Annotated in this window: 23 protein-coding genes; 4 read left to right on the top strand and 19 right to left on the bottom strand. The window is 50.3% G+C overall.

The features are described from left to right. Nucleotides 1-64 precede the first annotated feature (64 nt). The 7 genes from Mal48_RS16800 to Mal48_RS16770 form a co-directional block, all read right to left on the bottom strand. On the bottom strand, nt 65-1429 hold the full coding sequence (locus Mal48_RS16800; protein WP_145202149.1) for a cytochrome b family protein: 1365 nt from the start codon (nt 1427-1429) through the stop codon (nt 65-67). Between the two features lie 64 nt (nt 1430-1493). Beyond that, nucleotides 1494-2267 carry a cytochrome b N-terminal domain-containing protein gene (locus Mal48_RS16795; protein ID WP_145202146.1) on the bottom strand — a complete coding sequence of 258 codons (774 nt, stop codon included), beginning with the start codon at nt 2265-2267 and terminating at the stop codon, nt 1494-1496. Nucleotides 2268-2343: 76 nt separating this feature from the next. Next, nucleotides 2344-3423 carry a QcrA and Rieske domain-containing protein gene (locus tag Mal48_RS16790; protein WP_145202143.1) on the bottom strand — a complete coding sequence of 360 codons (1080 nt, stop codon included), beginning with the start codon at nt 3421-3423 and terminating at the stop codon, nt 2344-2346. A gap of 211 nt (nt 3424-3634) precedes the next feature. Beyond that, nucleotides 3635-4777, bottom strand: coding sequence for a tRNA epoxyqueuosine(34) reductase QueG (gene queG / locus Mal48_RS16785; protein ID WP_145202140.1), 1143 nt, complete (start codon nt 4775-4777; stop codon nt 3635-3637). Beyond that, complete coding sequence (locus tag Mal48_RS16780) at nt 4774-5622, bottom strand: ABC transporter permease (protein ID WP_145202137.1); 849 nt, start codon at nt 5620-5622, stop codon at nt 4774-4776. Before Mal48_RS16780 ends, queG begins: the two co-directional genes overlap by 4 nt. Before the next feature lie 202 nt (nt 5623-5824). After that, a complete protein-coding gene (locus tag Mal48_RS16775; RefSeq protein ID WP_145202134.1) occupies nt 5825-7804 on the bottom strand; it encodes a carbon starvation CstA family protein in 1980 nt (659 codons plus the stop codon). Between the two features lie 118 nt (nt 7805-7922). After that, nucleotides 7923-8789 (bottom strand): fumarylacetoacetate hydrolase family protein, encoded by an 867-nt coding sequence (locus Mal48_RS16770; RefSeq protein ID WP_145202131.1) that lies wholly within the window; start codon nt 8787-8789, stop codon nt 7923-7925. A gap of 127 nt (nt 8790-8916) precedes the next feature. On the opposite strand from Mal48_RS16770, the gene Mal48_RS16765 reads away from it, so the two are divergent. Beyond that, a complete protein-coding gene (locus Mal48_RS16765; protein WP_145202128.1) occupies nt 8917-10167 on the top strand; it encodes a lactate racemase domain-containing protein in 1251 nt (416 codons plus the stop codon). Nucleotides 10168-10323: 156 nt separating this feature from the next. Here Mal48_RS16765 and Mal48_RS16760 read toward each other — a convergent pair whose 3' ends face one another. From Mal48_RS16760 to Mal48_RS16705, 12 genes are all read right to left on the bottom strand, one after another. Continuing rightward, on the bottom strand, nt 10324-10725 hold the full coding sequence (locus tag Mal48_RS16760; protein ID WP_145202125.1) for a F0F1 ATP synthase subunit epsilon: 402 nt from the start codon (nt 10723-10725) through the stop codon (nt 10324-10326). Between the two features lie 87 nt (nt 10726-10812). Continuing rightward, a complete protein-coding gene (gene atpD / locus Mal48_RS16755; protein ID WP_145202122.1) occupies nt 10813-12267 on the bottom strand; it encodes a F0F1 ATP synthase subunit beta in 1455 nt (484 codons plus the stop codon). 55 nt (nt 12268-12322) lie between these two features. Beyond that, nucleotides 12323-12526: a four helix bundle protein gene (locus Mal48_RS23900; RefSeq protein WP_145206307.1), complete on the bottom strand. Its 204-nt coding sequence runs from the start codon at nt 12524-12526 to the stop codon at nt 12323-12325. Nucleotides 12527-12722: 196 nt separating this feature from the next. Further along, nucleotides 12723-13592, bottom strand: coding sequence for an ATP synthase F1 subunit gamma (gene atpG / locus Mal48_RS16745; protein ID WP_145202119.1), 870 nt, complete (start codon nt 13590-13592; stop codon nt 12723-12725). Nucleotides 13593-13677: 85 nt separating this feature from the next. Continuing rightward, nucleotides 13678-15213 carry a F0F1 ATP synthase subunit alpha gene (gene atpA, locus Mal48_RS16740; RefSeq protein WP_145202116.1) on the bottom strand — a complete coding sequence of 512 codons (1536 nt, stop codon included), beginning with the start codon at nt 15211-15213 and terminating at the stop codon, nt 13678-13680. Further along, a complete protein-coding gene (gene atpH, locus Mal48_RS16735) occupies nt 15164-15805 on the bottom strand; it encodes an ATP synthase F1 subunit delta (protein WP_145202113.1) in 642 nt (213 codons plus the stop codon). Before atpH ends, atpA begins: the two co-directional genes overlap by 50 nt. A gap of 33 nt (nt 15806-15838) precedes the next feature. Continuing rightward, nucleotides 15839-16552: an ATP synthase F0 subunit B gene (locus tag Mal48_RS16730; RefSeq protein WP_231739643.1), complete on the bottom strand. Its 714-nt coding sequence runs from the start codon at nt 16550-16552 to the stop codon at nt 15839-15841. Between the two features lie 130 nt (nt 16553-16682). Next, entirely contained in the window at nt 16683-17333 is a 651-nt protein-coding gene (locus Mal48_RS16725; RefSeq protein WP_145202109.1) for an ATP synthase F0 subunit B, read from the bottom strand. 56 nt (nt 17334-17389) lie between these two features. Then, nucleotides 17390-17686, bottom strand: coding sequence for an ATP synthase F0 subunit C (locus Mal48_RS16720; RefSeq protein WP_145202106.1), 297 nt, complete (start codon nt 17684-17686; stop codon nt 17390-17392). 101 nt (nt 17687-17787) lie between these two features. Continuing rightward, nucleotides 17788-18687: a F0F1 ATP synthase subunit A gene (atpB, locus tag Mal48_RS16715; RefSeq protein ID WP_145202103.1), complete on the bottom strand. Its 900-nt coding sequence runs from the start codon at nt 18685-18687 to the stop codon at nt 17788-17790. Between the two features lie 28 nt (nt 18688-18715). Further along, a complete protein-coding gene (locus Mal48_RS16710; protein WP_231739641.1) occupies nt 18716-19102 on the bottom strand; it encodes a hypothetical protein in 387 nt (128 codons plus the stop codon). 99 nt (nt 19103-19201) lie between these two features. Continuing rightward, the gene (locus Mal48_RS16705; protein WP_197441772.1) at nt 19202-19447 is read right to left on the bottom strand and encodes an AtpZ/AtpI family protein; all 246 of its coding nucleotides are present in this window, start codon (nt 19445-19447) and stop codon (nt 19202-19204) included. A gap of 325 nt (nt 19448-19772) precedes the next feature. On the opposite strand from Mal48_RS16705, the gene Mal48_RS16700 reads away from it, so the two are divergent. The 3 genes from Mal48_RS16700 (at nt 19773) to Mal48_RS16690 (ending at nt 22121) form a co-directional block, all read left to right on the top strand. Next, entirely contained in the window at nt 19773-20645 is an 873-nt protein-coding gene (locus Mal48_RS16700) for a DUF4912 domain-containing protein (protein WP_145202094.1), read from the top strand. A gap of 85 nt (nt 20646-20730) precedes the next feature. Then, complete coding sequence (folE, locus tag Mal48_RS16695; RefSeq protein WP_197442307.1) at nt 20731-21336, top strand: GTP cyclohydrolase I FolE; 606 nt, start codon at nt 20731-20733, stop codon at nt 21334-21336. Then, nucleotides 21333-22121: a hypothetical protein gene (locus Mal48_RS16690; protein ID WP_145202091.1), complete on the top strand. Its 789-nt coding sequence runs from the start codon at nt 21333-21335 to the stop codon at nt 22119-22121. Before folE ends, Mal48_RS16690 begins: the two co-directional genes overlap by 4 nt. The last annotated feature ends 64 nt before the right edge of the window (nt 22122-22185 follow it).

Below are 22185 nucleotides of genomic sequence, written 5' to 3'. Positions count from 1 at the left end.
AATTCAACGTTGCTCTGTTCTGTCGAAAAGCCGAATAGACCTGTGGGATTGAAACGAACTCAGACTAAATGTTGAGAACCCATTCAGGAATCGAAACGATATATTTTAAGTTGAAGACCCACCGTAAAAGCATTTTTAATGGTAATGATGCCATTAGCAGGAACAGGTTGGCCATCACCATAAAACGGATGAATCCCATTTTTACGAAAAAGTTCTTGAATACGGTCACTGCCAAAAGTGGAGGGATCGCCAACAGGTAGAACAAGATCAGAAGGATTCCGATCCATTCTCGTAACAGAATGGTTGCTGCCTGGGAAATGAACCCAGCTTGTGGGTCCGGTTTTGGAAGTGGTAACTCTAGTAACGTCAACCAGAAGTAATCGGAGACGTTGACGTTGTTCAAGACTTCCAGTTTGTGTGAGTCCCAGTATTCGTAAAGGCCGAACATGTTCCAGTTGGGGCCTCGAATGAATGTTCCTAGTACAATCATTCCAACCCAGAGAGGCAAGAAGCCAAACAGGAAGGTTGAGACCGCAAATTTTCGTTCATTGAATGTGTAGTATCCATTCCCTTTAGTGTTGAAGTCGATGTATGGAATCGCCATCAATCCACCAAGAATGACACTTGGCAACACAACACCTGCCATCCAGGGGTCAAAGTAAACCAGCATTTCCTGGAGTCCCAGGAAGTACCAGGGAGCTTTGGAGGGGTTTGGAGTTTTGACTGCTGAAGCTGGTTCTTCCAGTGGAGCCTGTAAGACGACACCCCAGACAATCAGGAGTGCTGTGAGCAGAATCATGCAGATCATTTCTGTGTAGACCAGGTCCGGCCAAACAAGAACTTGATCTGAAAGCTCTTTTTCATGTAAAGGACGACCTTCTGCAATTCGCTTGTCGTTGTCCTTCGATTTGTAGAAGTAGAGCCACGTGGTGAATCCCACGAGGTAAAGCATTCCTAGAATCGGAACGTTGTCTGGCTTCCCGACAATTTGACGGAAGTCAAAGTCCGTCATACTGACTGCAATAAATAGCACGCTGAGGTTGAAGAGAATCCATGCAACCGCCGGTTTCACCCACCAGTCTCGAAGGAGGATGATTGCGACATAGATGGCAATTGACAGACCAAAGAAGCTTTTCGGGTCTGCAATGACCGTGTCTGCGGCCTTCTTGAACCAGTCTGGTAGCTTCAGTGTGAATTCATCTGCATTGGCACCCACCGTCAGGTGGGTAATAGCAAGAGCTAACAACCCACCAGTGTAGGATGCCCACATCACCGCCTTGGGGAGGTGTCTGATGCCAAAGAGTTTCTCGTAGTATCCATCGTTCTTGAAACTGTATGCCGTCCAAGCCGCGTTCGCGAAGAACAGCAGCAGGTAAAGCCAGCCAAGACCTTGAATCACGCCAACCGTTAAATCGGGATGAGGATTCATAATTCCTTAATACCGCATACTACCAACGTATGAATAATAAAAACGACCACAATTTCAGTGTGTGTTACAAAGGCTGGCTGATGCCGCCATCTTTTCGAACACGCCAGAAATGGACTGCAATAAGTCCGGAGACCACAATCGGAATCGCTACACAGTGTAAAATGTAAAAGCGGTTCAGCGTCTCTTCACCCACAGTTCGGGCACCGAGAAGCAGAAACTTTGCATCACTGGCGTTTGTAATCAGGTCGTAACCGCCCACATTAAGCAACTGATACCCAGGACCTTCAAGTCCAAGGAACGGTGTCGCTTTCGCCATGTTTGAACCGACAGTGATCGCCCAGATCGCTAACTGGTCCCATGGCAACAGGTAGCCAGTGAATGACAGTAAAAGTGTGAGCACCAGCAGCAGCACGCCAATGACCCAGTTGAATTCCCGGGGAGGCTTATAGCTTCCCGTCAGGAAGACTCTATACATGTGCAGCCACACCGTGATCACCATCGCGTGAGCACCCCATCGGTGAATCTCACGCATGATTCCTAGTGTGTTGACATCTCGTAGAGCTCGGATGTCTGTGAATGCCCACTCGAGAGTAGGGCGATAGTAGAACATTAACAAGACGCCAGTCAGCGCCTCAACCAGAAACAGGAAGAATGTAATTCCACCCATACACCATGTGTAGGAAAGTGCAATTCCACCCTTCTTTGCAGAAACTGGATGAAGGTGAAGAAAGAAGTTCGTCAGCACGACGACCGCACGATTTCGACGATCATACGGAGCGGGGTGGCGAAATATACTTCGCCAGATTTGCGACTTCCGAATGTATTCCGTAACCGACATACAACTACCTGACGGACACTACTTGAATGAAACTCTACAATTGCTAAAACAGCAACAACTCACATCACCGCGACGACTACGCATCCACGTAGGATTTCATGTCCGACCACTGACCGAGCTCTTCCTGAAACTTCATACTTTTATCAACTTCCAGTGACCCATCTTCTGAGACACGAATCCCGACACGCTCGAGAGGGCGTGGAGCAGGACCTTCGAAGTTAATTCCAGTGATGTAAAATCCTGAACCGTGACACGGACATTTGAATTTCTGCTCGCCCTCAAGCCAGTTGGGAGTACATCCCAGGTGAGTGCAAATAGAAGCCAATGCGTAAATAATTCCGCGTCCGTTGTATTCATCGCTGTTGATAATCCAGACGCCACGGCTTGCCTTGAATTTGGCAGAGACGACACCTGGTGGATAATCAGAAGGAGGCCCCACTTTGAATCGTGAGGGTAGCTCAAGAACCATGTTTGGCATCATGTAGCGGGCGATGTCCAATGACCAGATCGCACCAATCGCACCCATCGCTGACCATGCCAACGCAAAGGGTGTGATCGCAATCGCCGCCAGGATTGCAACGAATCCACGACGCTGAATTTTCTCCGACTTCTTCGGGAACTTCGGCTTTACCGGAGCTGGTCGCCCAGCTGGAAGTTTAGGCTTCGCTGGAGCTCCAGTTTCGTGTGCTTCCTTAACAGCCGCAACCATATCACTGAGAGCAGGGCGATCGCCTGTTGCTGGTGCGGCTTTCTTGGCAGCTGGTTTTTCAGCAGCTGCAGGCTTTGCGGGGCTCGCTTTTGCAGCACCACCACCTTGAGCTCGTGCAGCAGCGAGGATGTCTGAAGTCGACTTAGGAGCAGCTGCAGGTTTTGCTCCGCCACCTTGGGCTCTTGCGGCAGCAAGAATGTCAGCCGTGGAGCTTGGCTTCTCAGCCGGTTTTTTGCCACCAGCGGCTTGTGCTCGTGCGGCTGCTAAAATGTCTGCAGTCGTCTTTGGCGTGGCGGCTGGTTTCTCTTCAGCAGGAGGAGATGTCTCAGCTCCGCTTCCGCTCTCAGAGTCAGCTTTTGGCTCTGTCGATGCATCATCACCGTCGCTTTTTTGCTTACGTGCAAGAGCGATGATTTCTTCGGTGGTAAGTTTCTTTTTTTCCGCCATAACGATTGTTGGTGACGTTTGAAGAACTAAATTGATGACGCAGAAGCGTAAATATCACGCCCTGAACATGTGCTTCAAAGAATCATGGCATGTCGTTGTAAGACCAGCAACCGTTTCATCTTCGGTTACAAACGATTTCTCAGAAGAAGGAAACTCCCCGGGGACCTGCTTCCCGGCGCTGGGATGTGAATCGTTTCGTCCCATGAATTCCTTAAAATTCTAACGCAATATTGATCTCATTCAGGACAATTCGGTCCTTTTCCAGGCTCTTTCGTCGAGCAAGAATTTCTCTAGTTTGAGTATTCGAAAATTGACCTAGCGCCCACGCACAAGCTCCTCGCACAATCTCAGACTGATCTTCCATCCCTGCTTCTAACGCAAAGATCGATTCCTCAAGTTTTACATTTCCCAGTACAATCGCTGCATTCCGTGCCATCCCGTCACGACCTGTTCGAGAGAACGGAGTCTTCCGAAATCGTTGTTGAAAGTCTTCTTCAGATATCGTCAAAAATGCGATGGCATCGCGTGGGGATGAGAGGTCCGGAACCAGATCGGCTTCTTGAGTGATCTCAGGTTTGCGGTTCCACGGGCAGACGTCCTGGCAGACATCACATCCAAAAAGCCAGTCTTGCATTTGAGGTCGAAGGGTATTTGGAATCGGCTGCCCACGGAGTTCAATCGTCAGGTACGAAATGCACTTTCTCGCATCGAGGTCATACGGTCCGTTGAATGCATCGGTCGGGCAGGCTTCGAGGCAGCGGGTGCAAGTTCCGCAGTGGCTTGTTTCGTGTGGTTGATCGGCGGGCAAAGTGACATCTGTCAAGATGCCTCCGAGGAAGAAAAAACTTCCTTTTTGTTTGTTGATGAGCATCGTGTTTTTGCCGAACCACCCCAGTCCCGCCATCCGGGCGAAGTCACGTTCCAGAAGCGGAGCGGTATCGACGACGCAGCGGCTTTTGCAGCCGGGGACGAGTTCGTGCAAGACTTTCGAAAGTTGTTTTAGCTTCTTGCGGAGCAAGTCGTGATAGTCCCGAGAGCCGGATGCGTACTTCGCGATCTGCCCAATCTCCCCAATCTTTTTGTTGGAGTCAGGCTCGTTGAAGTAATTCATTCCGAGCAGGATTAAGCTGCAAACATCAGGCAAAACACCACCCGGGTGAGCATACGCATCTTTGCGACGCGACATATACCCCATCTCGCCGTGCTTCCCTTCTGCAAGCCATTGATGGAGAAACTCGAGAGTGTCTGGTCGGGCTGCCGGTGCGATTCCGACCAATGAAAAACCTGCAGCCTTCGCCTCGCGTTTGATTCGCGATGCAATCTCCGCTGAGGCAGTTTCTTCAACGTTGGTCAACTACTCGCGCTCCGATAATTGGACAGCGACCAGTTAAAGACTCGCCGCGAAATCAAAAGCAGGATGAGTGTGGCGCTTGGGGCGATGAGTAACACTGTCCAGTTTGGTGTGAGTACCTTTCCAAGCAGGTATCGAGAGGGGACTGTTACGACCAGTAGAATGGGGATGATGAAGGAGAAGCCAAACCAGAGCATCTCTCCGCCAAATGATTGGCGATAAAACCCCTGTGGGTAGCGAGCAAAAATGGTGATGTAAAACCAAAAGTCGTACAACCCCTGATTGCGGCCGAACCAGACAGACGTCGCTGCCAGCGCGATCATCAAGCTGTAGAAAAATGCAACTCCTACGGCAACAAGCATCGCAAACACGAACGCAGTCCCCAGGGTCACCGTGACCCCAGTTTGGGAGATCGCATACCAGAGCAAAGCCCCCGCCAGCAGAAGCTGGTTGACCATAGCGAAGTTGACCTTTTGAAATGAGATCAAAAACTGAGTGTCAATCGGCTTGAGGAGGACGAAATCAAGATCCCCTGTGCGAATCAACTCGCTGAAGTTCGCACAGTTGGGCATGAAGAAGGCTTCGACGAACGCGTTGATCAGCATCCCTGTCGCCATGAATCCAAAGTATTCCTCGCGTGACCAATCTTGAATCGTCGGAACGTGTCGATAGATCAGATCGAACAGAACCAGTTGCGCAGCAAACCAGAACGCCCGGGTGACTAACTCAATCAGAAAGTTGCCACGAAACGTCATCTCGCGAATGAGGGAGTTCCGAAAAAACATCGCCCAAACCCGAAAGTAGTTAGGGCGAAAGGATTGGACGTTTTGTGTTGGATCGTTAGACATGTGAGACTTACTAGAGCATCTTTCGGATTGGTTTGCAGGATCTGCCTCGTGGTGAACAGCATTTTTCTAGAGAAATGCGTTCTTCACGGGCACACGATAGAGCAAACTGCTCTAGCTCTAACAAAACCTGCCCGTGGACTTGAGATCCCAGTGAATCACAACGATCTCAGGGGAATTGTTAGCGGTTCTTAGGTGAAAATATTCAGCAATTTGGGCCGCCAACTGTTGCGACGGTCGGTTTCTCTGCCAGTGGAGGAAGCTGACGCTCGAGTTCTCCCTTGGCTTTCGGCCACATCAGGTAGCCTTCAATGACCATCCAGATTTGCAATCCGAGAATCAATGCCCCAAAACTGAACAACACGTAGTTCGGCTCTTCTGCTGTGAGCCAGCCTTTCATTTGCCAGATCAACGCCAACGCTGGCATGAGAAGCATCATCAGCATCGGGAGCAATGCGAACAGGACCGGCTTGCTGCGCCGCCACAAGTAGAAGACCGTGACCATGAACGCCAAGCCAGCGAGCAATTGGTTTGTCGCACCGAACAGAGGCCACAAAATCAGGCCACCTGTCCCTGGGACTCCGCTTGGTCCGGGAAGCATGGCGACAGTCAATCCCAGGACGACAGCTGTTCCGGTTGCTCCATATTTGTTTTGAAGTGGAGGCAGGGAGAACGATCCTCCGAGTTCCTGAATCACGTATCGCTGTAACCTCGTCGCAGAATCTAAAGTCGTCGCAGCGAAGCAAGCAACGAGAGTTGCGATGATTCCAATTCCAAACCGAAGCGGGATTCCAATCGCAGAAAGGAAATTCGCTCCTCCCTCGACAAAGGCTCCCACGGTGTCTGGAAGTTTGAATTTTGTCCAGTCACCTTTGGGGCTGTAACGGGTCGCCCACGCATCATGCCCAGTGAGCGCGACACCATCAGCAGCGACTTGCTGCGTGAACGTCCCGTCGGCTTGCTTTGCAAACCGTCCCATTCCCACCCCTGCAGTGCAGGCGAGAATCACTATCACTGCGAGAGCTCCTTCGAGAAGCATTGAGCCGTATGCGACATACTGGGCGTCGCATTCGCTTTCAACCTGCTTGCTACTGGTTCCGCTGCTCACAAGGCAATGAAATCCACTGCATGCACCGCAAGCAATTGTGATAAACAAAAACGGGAAGATGGGCGGGGAGTTCGCGGGGAGATCGCTTGTCGCAATCACTGCGGGTGTACTTGCGACGAGATCAGCCTTCCCCGAAAGTCCTGCGAGGCACAAGCCACCGACTAACAACGAAAGGGCGACAAAGAGCTGGTGGCTGTTGACGTAATCTCGCGGCTGTAACAAAAGCCACACTGGCAAAACCGATGCCAGAAAGCAGTAAGCCATGAGGATGACCGTCCAGGCAACTGTCGGATTCACGAGCGGAAGACTAACCGGAATCGTAAGTTGTCCCAGCTGGAATCGCACAAAGTTGGTCGGGCGTTCCATCATCTGATTGGTTTCAACACCAGCTGCAGTTGCCGCAGTTTCTGTCGATGCTGCAACTGTTTCGGTCACTTCGACAAACGAAATTGGCAGATATTCTACACCGACGTAAATTGCCCCATAGAGTAAGAACAATGCAATCAAAGAAGGGCCGAGCAGTGCGCCTCCTTTCTTGAACGTCCAGTATCCAATCATCATCGCGATTGGCATCGCAATCCAGACCGACAACACCGATTCCGGATAGAGCTTAAAGATGATGGCGATTACCAGTCCAAAAATCGCCAGCACAATCGTAAGTGCAAAGAACAGGACGATCAAAAACAGAATCCGTGCACGTGGGTTAATCAGTCGACCAGCCACCTCACCGACCGTTTGCCCTCGGTTTCTCATTGAAACAATCAATGCACCGAAATCGTGGACCGCACCAATGAAGATCGAGCCAAGCACGACCCACAACAGAGCTGGTAACCAACCCCAGAAGACCGCAATTGCCGGTCCGACAATGGGGCCAGTTCCGGCGATACTTGTGAAGTGGTGACCAAAGATCACATTCTTTTTAGTCGGAACAAAATCAATATCGTCGCGCAATTGCTTGCTCGGAACTTCTGCTGCCGAGTCGAGATTGAAAATCTTCGTCGCTAACCAACGTCCGTAAGTATGGTAAGCGATGATGAACCCGAAAAAAGAACCGATTGCTACGAGGAGGGTCATCATGTGGAATTGATCCGTCTGAATCTGTGTGGAAGAGTGTGGAAGAGTGTGCGGGCTTGAGACCCGATCATATGCTTTCTGAGCGATACATTTTAAGTCTCAGAGAAAACATCGTCGAGAGCTACCCGACGACATTGTTTTGCAGGACCCCGAGTCCAGCAATTTCAACTTCCACCGAATCACCATCTTTCAGCCAAACTTGTGGGTCACGCCCCATTCCGACACCCGCCGGTGTCCCGGTGAAAATAACATCCCCGGGGAGTAGCGTCATGATCTGTGAGACGTACGACACAATCTCGTCGACACCGAAAATGAACTCCTTGGTGTTTCCAGACTGCATCTCTTCCCCGTTGAGGCGAAGCTTCACATCCAGTGTATGTGGATCTCCAACTTCATCGCTGGTCACCAACCATGGTCCGATCGGAGCGAAGGTGTCCGGCGTTTTTCCCAGCATCCATTGTTTGCCGGGCTTACCGATTTGCCAGTCTCGCGCAGAAACATCATTTCCATTGCAGTACCCAGCGACATGCTCAAACGCTTTATCTTGCGGGATTTCATAACCCCTTTTCCCGATCACAATCACCATCTCTGCCTCGTAGTCAACCTGGGATGAGACTTTTGGCAAGCGAATGTCCGTTTGAGGACCAATGATTGTGTTTCCAAATTTTCCGAAACAGATCGGTTCGGTCGGAATCTCCATGTTCGATTCCGCAGCGTGGTCGCGATAGTTTAAGCCGATGCATAACACCTTTTGCGGGTCAGGAATCGGAGCAAGAAGTTGGCCTTCAACTCGGAGCGCAGTTTGAACTCCCTTGTCAAAGGCAGCTTGGCATTTCTCCAGGCCGAATGGGTGTTGCAGCATTTCCCGGATCGAGTTTGGGATCGATGGATCGAAGTGAGACAGCGAAACGTATTCGGGAGTTTCGCCAGAGTGATCCACACCGACAATGCGGATTCCCGAGTTTGTATTCAATGTCGCCAATTTCATTTCAGTCCCTTTCCGGAATCGTTCTTAAGTGCATTGTCCCGCGATTCTCGCAATAATTGAGAACCGGCAAGCCGCACAAGTTTAGTGGATTTGTCCCGTAACATTCAGTTCAACCAAGGGGTCGGTGATGTCTTTTCCTCGAATGCTTCGTATTCGTCAACAGTTCGAGCGACCCCGGATTGAAGATGTCGCGCAAGAGGCGACCTATCAACTTTCTCAATTGAATCTGGCTTCGCAAATTCAAGATGGCCAAACGGTTGCAATCACGGTGGGAAGTCGCGGAATTGCAAACATCGCCACAATGACCAAAGCGGTCGTCGAACACATCAAATCGCTGGGCGGAATTCCGTTCATTGTCCCTGCCATGGGAAGTCACGGAGGAGCGACCGCCGAAGGTCAAAAGAAACTGATTGAAGGTTTCGGGGTGACAGAAGACTTCCTCGGCTGCGAGATTCGCTCGTCGATGGAAACAATCATTGTCGCCGAAACATCCCAGGGGATCCCGGTCCATTTTGACAAAAACGCCTACGCTGCCGATCATCTCATTATTATGGGCCGAATCAAACCGCATACCGGATTTGTGGGCGATATCGAATCAGGCTTGCACAAAATGATGCTCATTGGCCTTGGGAAGCATGCAGGGGCACTGATGTATCACCGGGCTATCAAAAATTTCAGCTTCGGTGAGATTATACGCTCGGTCGCAGAGATTGTCCTTGATAAATGCAAAGTCCTGGCGGGTGTGGCGATCGTCGAAAACGCTTACGACGAAACTGCTCTGATCGAAGCAATCCCTCCCGGCCAGTTTTATGACCGAGAAAAAGAACTCCTCAAGCAGGCCACTGCCTGGATGCCGAAACTTCCATTTCCCGAAGCGGACCTGCTGATCATTGATCGAATCGGGAAAAACATCAGCGGGACCGGAATGGATACGAATATTGTAGGACGCAAATACAACGACCATGTCGCCACTGAGAAAGACAACGCAAACGTTAAACGGATCTTCGTTCGCAGCCTCACCGAAGAGACCAAAGGCAACGCCACTGGAATCGGCATCGCGGAATTTGTACTTCAAAGCTGTGTCGACCAGATCAACACGGAATCAACACGGATTAACTGCATTACCAGCAGCCACCCGACCGGGGCGATGATTCCGTGTGTTTATCAAAATGACCGAGACGCGATCACCGATGCTTTGCAAACCATCGGTCTGACTGAACCTGAAGATGCCAAGGTGATGCACATTCAAGACACACTCCATTTGGCAGAACTGGAGATCAGTGAGGCGTATTTAAAAGACAAAACGGACCACTCATTTGAAATTTTGAGTGGACCGTATGAATTCGAAATGAACAGCGGAGCGATCAAGAACATCTAGAGCAGTCTGCTCTACCGTGTGCCCGTGAAGAACGCATTTTTCTAGTAGAAATGCTGTTCGCCACGAGGGAGATCCTGCAAACCAATTAGAAAGATGCTCTAGCCTGATGCTTTATCAGCACAAATAGCATGGTGTTCTTTGGTGCAGAGTCGTGAGTTATCGACCGCCGAGGTTCTTCATCGCGCGAGTTCGGATCAAGGCTTGTTCTTTGGCTGCAAACCCAGCATCGTCAGTTGGTTTCAGTGCCAATGCCTCTTCAAACTCGGCACTTGCTTTTTCTGCATCGATCTCGCTTGCAAGAATCGCTTTGTTCGTCAGCAAGGTGACCACTGACCCTTTAATCTGAACGAATCCGCCTTCGAGGAAATAAGTTCCCGAACCGGAAGCGGAGTCGAACTTGAGTGTTCCCGTACCCAAACGACCCACCAATGGTGCACGACCAGGCAGGACACCGATTTGACCATCGAATAACGGAAAACGGAGACCGTTCACCTGTTGGTCAAGAAGTGTCGTTTCTGGTGTCACGAGGACAAGTCGAAGTTCGGTCGCTGCGATCATGGTCTTTACTTTGAGATGAATGATTTGCCGGACATGTAAATTGTCCGGCTAAACACTTTGCTGATTCCTGAATCCCAACTCCTGATTCTAGTCTTCCTTCGCCATGCGTTCGGCCTGTTCAGCAGCTTCCTGAACACCACCAACATACATGAACGCTGATTCTGGCAAATGATCCCATTTGCCAGCACAGATTTCTTCGAAGGAAGTAATTGTTTCTTCGAGCGAAGTGAACTTACCAGATTTTCCGGTAAAGACCTCAGCCACGTAGAACGGCTGTGACAGGAATCGTTCAATACGTCGAGCACGAGCCACAACTTGTTTGTCGACTTCCGAGAGTTCGTCAACACCGAGAATCGCGATGATGTCCTGAAGTTCGCGATATCGTTGAAGGATCTGTTGAACCTGTCGAGCGACCGCATAGTGACGTTCCCCGACCACTTGTGGATCGAGAATACGAGACGATGATGCCAAAGGATCGATCGCTGGATAAATTCCCTTTTCCGCAATTTTACGTTCGAGATAGATGAACGCATCCAAGTGGCTAAACGCTGCAGCAGGAGCCGGATCGGTCGGGTCGTCCGCAGGAACATAAACAGCTTGCACAGATGTAATCGCACCCTTCTTGGTCGAAGTAATACGTTCTTGCAACTGACCGAGTTCAGTTCCCAGTGTCGGCTGGTAACCCACAGCTGACGGCATACGTCCCAGCAACGCGGAAACTTCAGAACCAGCTTGTGAGAAACGGAAGATGTTATCGACGAACAACAGTGTGTCGGCACCAGTTTGATCACGGAACCATTCCGCCATGGTCAGTCCGGTCAACGCAACACGCAAACGAGCTCCAGGCGGCTCGTTCATCTGGCCGAAGACCATGCATGTTTGTGAAAGCACGGAACGTCCGGTATCTCCGATTTGAGCTTCTGCCATTTCGAGGAGGAGGTCGTTACCTTCACGAGTACGCTCACCCACTCCGGCGAACACTGAGTAACCACCATGTTCGCGAGCAATACGAGCGATCAGCTCTGTGAGAATCACAGTCTTACCAAGACCAGCTCCTCCGAATAGACCGGCTTTACCACCACGAACGAACGGTGTGAGCAAGTCGACCACTTTGATCCCGGTTTCGAAAACTTCCGTTTTCGAAGAAAGGTCTTCGATCTTTGGAGCTTGACGGTGAATTGGCCAACGTTCAGTAGCTCCACAGTCTCCTTCGCCGTCAATCGTCTCGCCGATGACGTTGAAGACGCGGCCGAGTGTTTCTTTTCCAACAGGAACAGTTACCGGTCCACCGGTGTTAATCACTTCCATCCCACGGACCAGACCGTCAGTCGAACCCAAGGCAACGCAGCGAACACGACCGCCACCCAAGTGCTGCTGGACTTCTCCAGTCAGGTCGATTTTAACCCCTTTGACCTCTTGTTCGACTTTGACTGCATTGTAAATATCAGGCAAATCTTCCTGAGCGTACTCTGCATCAAAGGTTGAACCGATGATCTGGGTGATTTTTCCGATAGTAGTTTTTTGGGTAGTGTCCGTGGACATGATGACTCTCTGGGGTTGGTAAGTGGGGAGTGGTGAGTTGGTAGTGACCAGGAATCTAAATTGAAAGGGCTTTTCGTAACCCTGTCTGCATCCTGCCGACCTCTTCAACTATTTCCACAACTGCTCCCAATTCTTCATTGGTAATGTATTCAAGTTCATTTGAAATGACGTGCGTGTCACCTTCAGTCAGTGAACCACTGGCAATACTCAAAAAATGAGCGAATTTGTTCGGAGTTCCTCTCCCCTTTCCTTCAACAATCTTTTAGAGACTCAACCGGCACTTCAACGAAGTTGTTGAGTCAGTCTAAAACGTTCATCCGAAGGAAATTTAAGTCTCAATCTGTAGCAGGTGACCACTAGTTGATTGAATTCTTCCAGGCAATCGAATCATGGCGGCTATCCATCCTGCCTACCACTTACTCTCCACTTTTTGGTAAATCCAGAACTGTTGTCTGTTATTCAAGTGCAGCTGCTCCTCCGATGATCTCGGAGAGCTCGCTTGTAATCTGTGTTTGTCTTGCCCGGTTGTATTTCATTGAAATATCGCGAATCATGTCGTCAGCGTTTTCTGTCGCTGACTTCATCGCGATCATTCGTGCGATTTGCTCTCCGACCGCTGCGTCGAGGAAGCATTTGAAGAATCTTGCCCGAAACGCTGCCGGGACAATCTCTTCTAGAATCTCTTCCGGACTTGGAAGAAATTCGTATTCAACTCCGCTACTTTCTTGGGAATCTGTTGAGAGATCTCCGAAAGGTAGAATTGTTTCGATGACTGGTTTTTGTCGAGCAGCGGATTGGAAACTTTGGTAGGCCACTTCGAGGCGGTGCGTCTCTCCACCAGTGAAGTCTGCGAGATATCGGTTTGCGATCTCGTTGACTTCTTCGAAGGCCGGTTTGTCCTCAAATTGTGTGAACGATTGATGGACCGGGATCCCTTCGAATTTCATTGCGGAAAGTCCACGCTTTCCTGAAACTTCAACCGTGACGTTTTTGCCTTCTGCTTTCAGTTCACGCAGTCGTGCGTTCACCAATCGGAGAATCCCGCCATTGTATCCACCGCACAATCCCCGGTTGGATGTGAGGACCAGCAGGGTGACGTTCTTTGTCTCTTCCGGTTGCAGTAACAACGGATGACTGAACGTTAAATCTGACTGCGACAGATCCGAAACAATTTCGTTGATCTTCTGGGTATACGAAGCTGCTTCTGCCGCCCGGTCCATTGCTTTTTTGAACCGCGAAGTGGCGATGAGCTCCATCGTCCGCGTGATCTTGCGAATGTTCCGAATCGACTTGCGTCGTTTCACTAATGCTCGTGCGTTACCCATTGTCGACGTTGATTTCGATGTTTATGAAAATGAAGTCTTTAGCCGGAACCATTTCGTGACCGGCTAAAGAACATGATAACTTCAACTACGCCGTGACAGTTTGAGACGCGGCATCAGGAACAAAACGACCTTGGAATTCAACAAGAGCTGCTTTGAGTTGCTCTTCGATTGTGTCGGTCAGTTCTTTGCCTTCAATCAGTCCGTCGCGGATTTCACTTTTCTCTTCACGGATGAACTGCAGGAGTTCTTTTTCCGCCCGGGCAACTTGTTCGACAGGAACTTTGTCGAAGTAGCCTTTGGTTCCGGCATAAATTGAAATCACCTGGTCTGCGAAGTGGAGCGGTTCATACTGTGGTTGCTTGAGCAATTCCACCATGCGATAACCACGATCCAACTGTCGTTGAGTCGCTGCATCGAGCTCCGTACCCATTTGCGCGAACGCTTCGAGTTCACGGAAGGCAGCCAAGTCGAGTCGCAATGAACCGGAGATTTTCTTCATCGCTTTCGTTTGAGCGTTACCGCCCACACGAGAGACTGAAATACCAACGTTAATCGCGGGGCGAACACCTGCGAAGAAGAGGTCTGGTTCGAGATAGATCTGACCATCTGTAATCGAAATCACGTTGGTCGGAATGTATGCCGAAACTTCCCCTTCGAGTGTTTCAATGATCGGCAACGCCGTCATTGATCCACCGCCGAGTTCGTTGTTGAGTTTCGCTGCTCGTTCGAGCAGACGACTGTGACAGTAGAAAACGTCCCCGGGATACGCTTCACGTCCTGGTGGACGACGCATCAAAAGGGATAGTTGGCGATATGCCTGAGCCTGTTTGGTTAAATCATCATAAACACAAAGTGTGTGCTTGCCCTGATACATGAAGTGTTCTGCCAGTGCAGCACCTGAGTATGGGGCGATGTATTGTAATGGAGCAGGGTCGGCGGCGGTTGCTGAAATCACAATGGAGTAATCCATCGCGCCGTTCGCTTCGAGTGCTTCAATCACTTGGGCGACGTTCGCAGCACGTTGCCCACAGGCGACGTAGATGCAGATCACATCGTCACCCTTCTGGGCGAGGATTGTGTCGATGGCGACTGCTGTTTTTCCCGTCTTTCTGTCGCCAATGATCAATTCACGCTGACCACGACCGATTGGTGTCATCGCGTCGACGGCTTTGATCCCGGTTTGGAGCGGTTGCTTCACCGGTTGACGTGCTGCCACACCTGGAGCCGGGTATTCAACAGGCCGTGATTCGGTCGTGACGATTGGACCTTTGCCGTCGAGTGGATTTCCCAACGGGTCGATCACGCGACCAATCATGGCATCCCCGACAGGCACGGAGAGAAGTTCTCCGGTTGTCTTGACTTCGTCACCTTCCTGAATCGTCAGGTAGTCACCAAGCACGATGATACCGACGGAGTTCTCTTCCAGGTTGAAACACAATCCACGTGTTCCCTTGGAGAACTCAACCATTTCCCCAGCCATTGCAGACGACAGACCGACGGCTCGGGCAATCCCGTCACCGACCTCGATCACACGTCCAACTTCAGCTGTTTGAACCTGACCTTGAAAGTCTTCAATTTCCTTCTGGAGAACTGAAGCGATCTCGTCCGCTTTGAATTTCATTGAGGTACCTCTCGCGGAGTCGTTGCTGTAACACTTTCAAGCGTGTTCGCAACGATCCATCGTAAACTGTATCACCGACTTGAATCACCAACCCACCCAAGAGTTCCTGATCCACTGAAGGCATTAAAATCGGCTCGGACGACAACGCATCCTGCAACCGGTTCTTGATTCGACCAAGCTGTTCCTCGGAGAGAGAGACAGCACTTCTGATTTGAACTCGACTTTTGCCTGCACGTTTTTCATGTTCTGCCCAAGATTCTTCAAGAATCAGTGGGAGAAGTTCCAAGCGGTCGTGCCGCGCCAAGACGAGCAAGAAATTCGTAAATATTTGCGACGCTCTTGGTTTAACAACTCGTTCGATCAAGCCGACCTTTTCGTCGTAGCTTGTCAGTCCCGAAACGAGCAGTTGCTCGAAACCTGCACTCTTCAGAAGCACTTCATCGTGAAATGATGTGAATTCTTCAAGGAGTTCTGCCTGTTTATCGCCACTCACTGCATCGAGCAATGCTGTTGAATAGACACGCGCCACACCTTTTGCACTGGGGTCTTCCAGAACATGCGATGGTCGAGTTTGTACTTGTGTCTCAGACATGAATGAAATCTACTTCGTTGTTCACTTACCGTTTTAATTCGCAACCAATTGGTTCAGCGTGTCGTCGATCAACCGGTCCTGGTCTTCTGTCTGCAAGTTCGCTCGAACTTTTGCTTCAGTTGCCTCAGCCACACGATGAGCAAGGTGTTCAAATAAACTGTTGAGTGATTGATCACGACTTCGGCTGATTTCATGCTCTGCACGGTGCAGCATCAAACTTGCCTCGCGTTTCGCCAACTCAATAATTTCAGTTTGCGTGTGGTCCGCATCACGTCCAGCTTCGGCAATTGTTTCCGCAACGGTTTCATCCATTGCTTCCAACTGTCCACGATACTGGTTAAGTGACTGCTGGGCTTCTGTCAGGTGACCTTCAGCCGTTGAGATCAAGTTGATCTCTTTTTCCTCTCGGGCAGCCATGTTGGTTTGCAGGCTGTTCCACAGTCCCAGTTTAACAACTGCGAAGCATAATCCAGCAAACGCAATGATTGACCAGAAGGCTGTGTCCTCTCGAAAAGGAGGAGCACCATGGTCGTCTCCGTGTGCATCATCATGATGTAGTTCGCCTTTTGCTCCACTCTCGTTGAGGGAGTGATCCTCAGCGTGAGGGTGGCCGTCATTACCCTGCTCCTCGGCGACAGCATTCGTCGTTGAAACGAATGCAAGGCACGTGAGGAACGTAGTTATGAACAATGCCTGAGCAGCAAATTGCCGGTTAGCGAACAAATTGTGATGACTTCGGGATTTCAACGAACAGCCTCTTGTCTCACGCATTTCAACTGACTAGTTCTAATAAACACTGAAAGTCAGACCACGCCAGGCAAGGTCAGGGAATCAGTGAACGGCAATGATCTTTACTGCATTGCTTTGTTTGCAGGTCTTAGAGTCTGCGGCCGACGACTTGTTCTGTCGCCAGAGCCACTTGCTCGTCAACCATCTGGTCGAGATTTTGAATCGCTGCCTGGTGGGCAGTTTCAAGTTCTCGCAATGCTTCGTCTTTAATTCGCTGTGCGTCCTGTTCTGCTTTGGCAACGATTTCTCGCTTTTCTGCCTCAGCTTGGGAACGTGCTTCCGCAATAATTGCTTTCACTTGTTCCTGAACTTCTGCCAGTCTTGCTTCTGACTCGATGCGAAGGTTATCGACTTCTCGTCGTGCAAGTTCAGCATCGCGCTCCGCATTCAGGACTCTTGCTTCCCGTTTGTTCACAGCAGTGATCAACGGCCCCCAGGCACCCTTTTTCATGACAAAGATGTATCCTGCGAACAAAATGAATGTCCACAGGAACATTTGCAAATTCGGCTGCACGGGTGGCAAGTTGAAGTTGAACTCTTTGGGAAAGAGCAAGTTCGTTATCGGGTGAACTTCTTCTTCAGGTGCTGCATTTTCAGAGTCAGCAGCGGTTGAAGCTTCAGTTTCAGGAGTTGCTCCGGCTGTCTCTGCATCCTCCGCAATGAGACTGGTCCCGCTTGTTGCAACCAACGCTGCAACTGCAAGCACAACAACATGTCGATGGATTAAAGATAACTTCACGGAACAGTTCCTACGGTAACGAATCCTGATGTGGAGAGCGGGTCGCCAGCATCAAATCAAAGAACGATGACGAGGATACAAACAATCAAAGCGAAGAATGTTGCACCTTCGATCAGGGCTGCTGCGAGGAGCATTGCACCACTGATGTCTTTGGCTGCTTCTGGTTGACGAGCCATGCTCTCAACAGCGGCAGTACCGATTTTGGAAATTCCGAAACCACCACCGAGCATGATCAGGCCAGCTCCGATAGCAGGATCAAGAACAATCAACGGGCCATCGGCTGCCAAAGCAGGTGTCGCAAAGAACAACAGTGCAATGACGAAACACCAACTTACTTGTAAAACACGAGACACTTCAACTCTCCTCAACTGGAATTTGGCTCAACCCACACTGGTTGACCATAAACGAATCTGTAAAACCGACTAGCACCACGAACCGGAATCCGGCTTTGCTCTTAGTGCTCGTGCAGCGACATGGCAATGAAAATTGTGGACAGGAAGGTGAACACGTAGGCTTGAATGAACGCAACGAGCAGTTCAAGCAAACCAACACCTATCTGCCCCGCAAGACTTCCGGGCATCACCAGGAACCATTGGGCTCCTCCGGCAGCTTGGGCAATGAATCCCAAAATGACTGCCATAACTGTGTGACCACCCATGATATTGGCAAATAAACGAATGCAGAGTACACCGTTTTTGATGAACAATCCGCCTGCTTCAATACCGAAAATCATCGGGACCAGCAGAACTTTAATTGGAGCAGGTGCGTTGACTGCCGGAACCATATGGGTCCAGAAACCAACCGGGCCATGCATTTGAGCACCGTAAAAGTACGTTGCGATAAACGCTGTGAATGCAAGTGCACCCGTCACGTTAATGTTTGCTGTTGCAGCACCAAACCAGGGGAAGGCGCCGAGCAAGTTGCAAAACAAGATAAAGAAAAAGCAGGATAGCAAGAACGGAAGGTACTTGTCAGCCGGATGTCCGACTTCACCTTCGTGAGCCCGGTCTCCTGCAGAATCTGTAATGTAGGTTGCTGTTTCGTCGTGTGCGTGTTCGTGCTCGTCGTGGTGATGCGGATCACCAATGACCGGGCGGACGACATCATCTCGAATTCGCAGGACCAGCATTTCCCAGAAGTTCCAGAAGTAGCCTGTTACCGGGTTTCCACTTTTTGCGTGACTCGCCAACCCTCTGAAGACAAGAAAGACCAGTACAGCAGCAATGACTTGCAGCACCATGTACTTGGTGATCTGGAAACCCATGATCTCCGGCAACTCAATGTGAATTCCAAACGGAAGGTGGAATTCATTGAAGTCGTAGACGTGATGGAATGTACCGTGACTTGCCAACATAGGAGAAAATGTTTTTAAGGTTTGCGTGTCACGACTCAGGGTTGTCCCCGGATCGCTGAAAGTCTTTCAAAACCAGCCAAGTTTCTACAAAGAGACTAGCTAGATAGACAACCGTTAACGTCAAAAAAAAAGGAAGTGTTCTCAAATTTGGAAACTCCCAGGCGACATAACACGCCAGTCCGGCTGTCATTCCGGGGCGGGCTAAGGTGACAGCGATCATTCCGCCTGGGCCTGTCCCGTATCGAGACAAGATGAGCAGAGTGAAAAAAGCAGCTGGAATGACGACTGCGGTTCCAGCTATTGCTGCCTCTGTTTCCTGGGGGGTGTAAAGTTTGTAGGTGATGAAACTGCAAACTCCGCCGACAGTAATGATGACCAGCAAAGTGAACACGGCACGCGCAGTGAGTGTTCTCATTGAGGCTAACCCATTTTGCTTGGTCACAGCTTGCTTGGTCGCAATGGCGAGTTGTTGCAGTTTTGTATCCGGGAAGTTCAAATCGAAATTATTGCGAAGTCAGTCCTTGTTTGGCGACTTCTCGTGAGTCTCGTTTTGATTCTTTTCCGGTTCTGGTGTTTTCGTCTTTGGCGTCTTTGACCCTGATGCTTCCACTTTTGACATCGATTGAACCAGTCGGAACAATTGCCAAGTGAAAATCAGGAACCCAAAGAAGCATCCAGTCAGTAAGTACCAGGGACTCGTTCCCCATTTCGTGTCGGCCCAGTATCCCGCACCGATGCACAATCCCAGTTCAATGGACATTGTGGAGATTTGGGAGGCCCAATAAAGGACCTTTACTGGCACTAATGGCTTCGTGTTTCTCATGACATCCAATTTGTCGCAAAGTTCGACTCAGGGCCAACATGAGACGCGCGGAGTCTAGTTCTGGGGATGAGGCAAGTCAAAGGCCTGTCTGAAGCTGCTGGCGGAATCCCCAAAAATGGTGATACAATGCACAGCTGTCGGTTAATTTTGACTAAGTCACGCCTTTCTCATCGATGGTTACTTGAGTTTCTAACGGTAAGCCCGTTTCTAGCTGCTGTGGAAACTTGATTCCTGTTGGTGAGAATACGTCTGAGGAGATGGCATGAGTCATGACGAACGCCCGCAAGAAGCGGAAAGACTGCACAAGTCGGACCGGATTTCTGATCTGAGTTCATTAACAGTTCCAGAGCTTCGCGAATTGGCCAAGAGTAAAAAGATTTCTGGGGCAGGCCGCTTGCGGAAAAATGAGTTGATTAACGAGCTTCTGGCAGTCGGAGGCACGAGCAAGGAGCGACCTGACGAAAAAGCTGATGACTGGTTGCAGGTCGAAAACTTCGGCCCATATTGGTTTGGGGTTGAATGGCATGTCAGCCAGAAGCTTCAGAAGCGGGCTGCAGCAGCTCTCGGAAGAGACTGGCATCGTGTGCGAAAAGTGCTTCGGGTTTATCGCGTTGACTGGGGCGACTCTGGGCCGCACGCTCGCGAACATGCTGAAGATCTTGAAATTCCCGAGCAGGCGTCACGTTGGTTCGTTCAGATTGACGCTCAGTCCAGTGGTTGGAAAGTTGAACTGGGATACCTTGCACCGGGGGGGAGATTTTTTTCTCTGCTTCAGTCTGCAGCGATCGAAGTTGCCAGCTTGCGTAAAGGTGATTCCGGTCTCCCTCTTGGGGCGAATGATTCACAGCCACAGTCTGCTTCTCGCTTCACTAATGTAGACAGGCTTTTCCTTGCCATTGAAGGGGAGGTTTCCGTGAATGGGACGACTCAACCTGGAGCGAATGTCAGTATCGACGACCAAACCGTGCAAGTCCATTCACGTCTTGGACAGTTTCAAAAACGCTCGCCTCTGCTCGATGGGCGACTCTTTCTTCCAATTGTTGCGGAGTATGGCAACCAGCGCTTGCGGGCTGTCGTCTCCATCGAAACGAACATCCATTATCTCGAAGCAGAGAAAACGGCCTCTGACCAGTGAAACTTGGGATTCGTACTCAGTTGAGGCAGTCATTATCGTATATTGTTCCTACAATGAGCGTGAACGATGTCTTGATAATGAAGAGATTGAAGTGCCTGAAGAAAATCACCCCAGCAGCGTCAACAATAGTGTCGACAAACCGCGAATCGAATCAGCAGTTCGAGAAATTCTGGCAGCAGTCGGCGAAGACCCGGATCGTGAAGGTTTACTGGAAACACCTGCGCGTGTGGCTCGTATGTATGAAGAGCTATTCAGCGGACTTCATCTTGACCCTGCACGCCATTTGAAGAAAGTCTTTACGGAGACTTACGATGAACTCGTGCTTGTGCGGGACATCAGTTTCAACAGCATGTGCGAGCACCATCTCCTCCCGTTTCTTGGTGTGGCACACATCGGGTATATTCCACGTGGGCACGTTGTTGGTCTCAGTAAACTCGCTCGCATCGTGGATGAGGTCTCACGCAAACCTCAAGTTCAAGAGCGGATGACGGAAACGCTTGCGAACCTCCTTGATACCGAACTGGAACCTAAGGGGGTGATTGTTGTGCTCGAAGCAGAGCACTCATGTATGTCGATTCGCGGCATCCGCAAGCCTGGCTCCGTGACCATTACCAGTGCCGTTCGAGGCTTGTTCCGAAAGAACGAATCGAGCCGAGCCGAAGCGATGGCCTTGATAAACAATAAGAAATGATTCCGGAATTCGCACTACAGCTGATCTGCGGACTCTCGACTGTCTGGTGTATCGCCCCGCGTTCTCAAATTACCTCTGGTTTCTTTCGGATTCAGATGTTGATTGCGCTGGGGTTGAGCGTGTTGCTGTTCTTGACGTCCAATCAATTTCCAACTCCCCATGTCAATGAACAGGCGGTTTCGCAACTGGTCGCGGGAACGTCGATCCTGTTCGGGCTTCTCGCCTTTTCTGGATCGGTTGCCTGGACGCTGGAGCGACGAAAGGGGGGGACGGTTTTTGCGTATTTACTTGCGACATCCTCCACGGTCACCTTGGTCACAGTCGCAACGCTTCTCTCTGCGAATTCCACTGAATCGTCGGCAACTGTCTCAACAATCACTTTGCCTGCCATCGCAGAGACTGTTTCCGCTGCGTGGTTAATCGGCTCTGTTACCTCAGCCATGCTCTTGGGGCACTGGTATCTCACTGCTACCGGAATGCCGCTGAAACCATTTACTCAGTACAATGTGATTTTTCTGGTGGCAGCGACTTTGAGGATGGGGGCCACGCTCTTTGCGTACTCTTCGCAAGGTGAAGTGGGCGAGGCGAGTTGGGGGCTGTTGACGCTGAGGTGGGCAGGGTTAATTGGGCCGTTTATTATCGCGATTCTCACCATCCGTATCTTACGATACCGGAACACTCAGTCTGCGACAGGTGTCCTTTACGCTGCGACGACATTGGTCTTCATGGGAGAGATGGCAGCTAACCTGATCGAACAGTCCTACGCAATCCCTACTCAGCTGTGAATTCTGAGTGTCGATTAAATGAGACGGCTTTCCCTGCTGTGACAACGCTCATACGATAGTATCA

It is taken from the genome of Thalassoglobus polymorphus (genome assembly GCF_007744255.1).
Classification (GTDB): domain Bacteria; phylum Planctomycetota; class Planctomycetia; order Planctomycetales; family Planctomycetaceae; genus Thalassoglobus; species Thalassoglobus polymorphus.
This window is presented reverse-complemented; position numbering and strand designations above follow the sequence as displayed.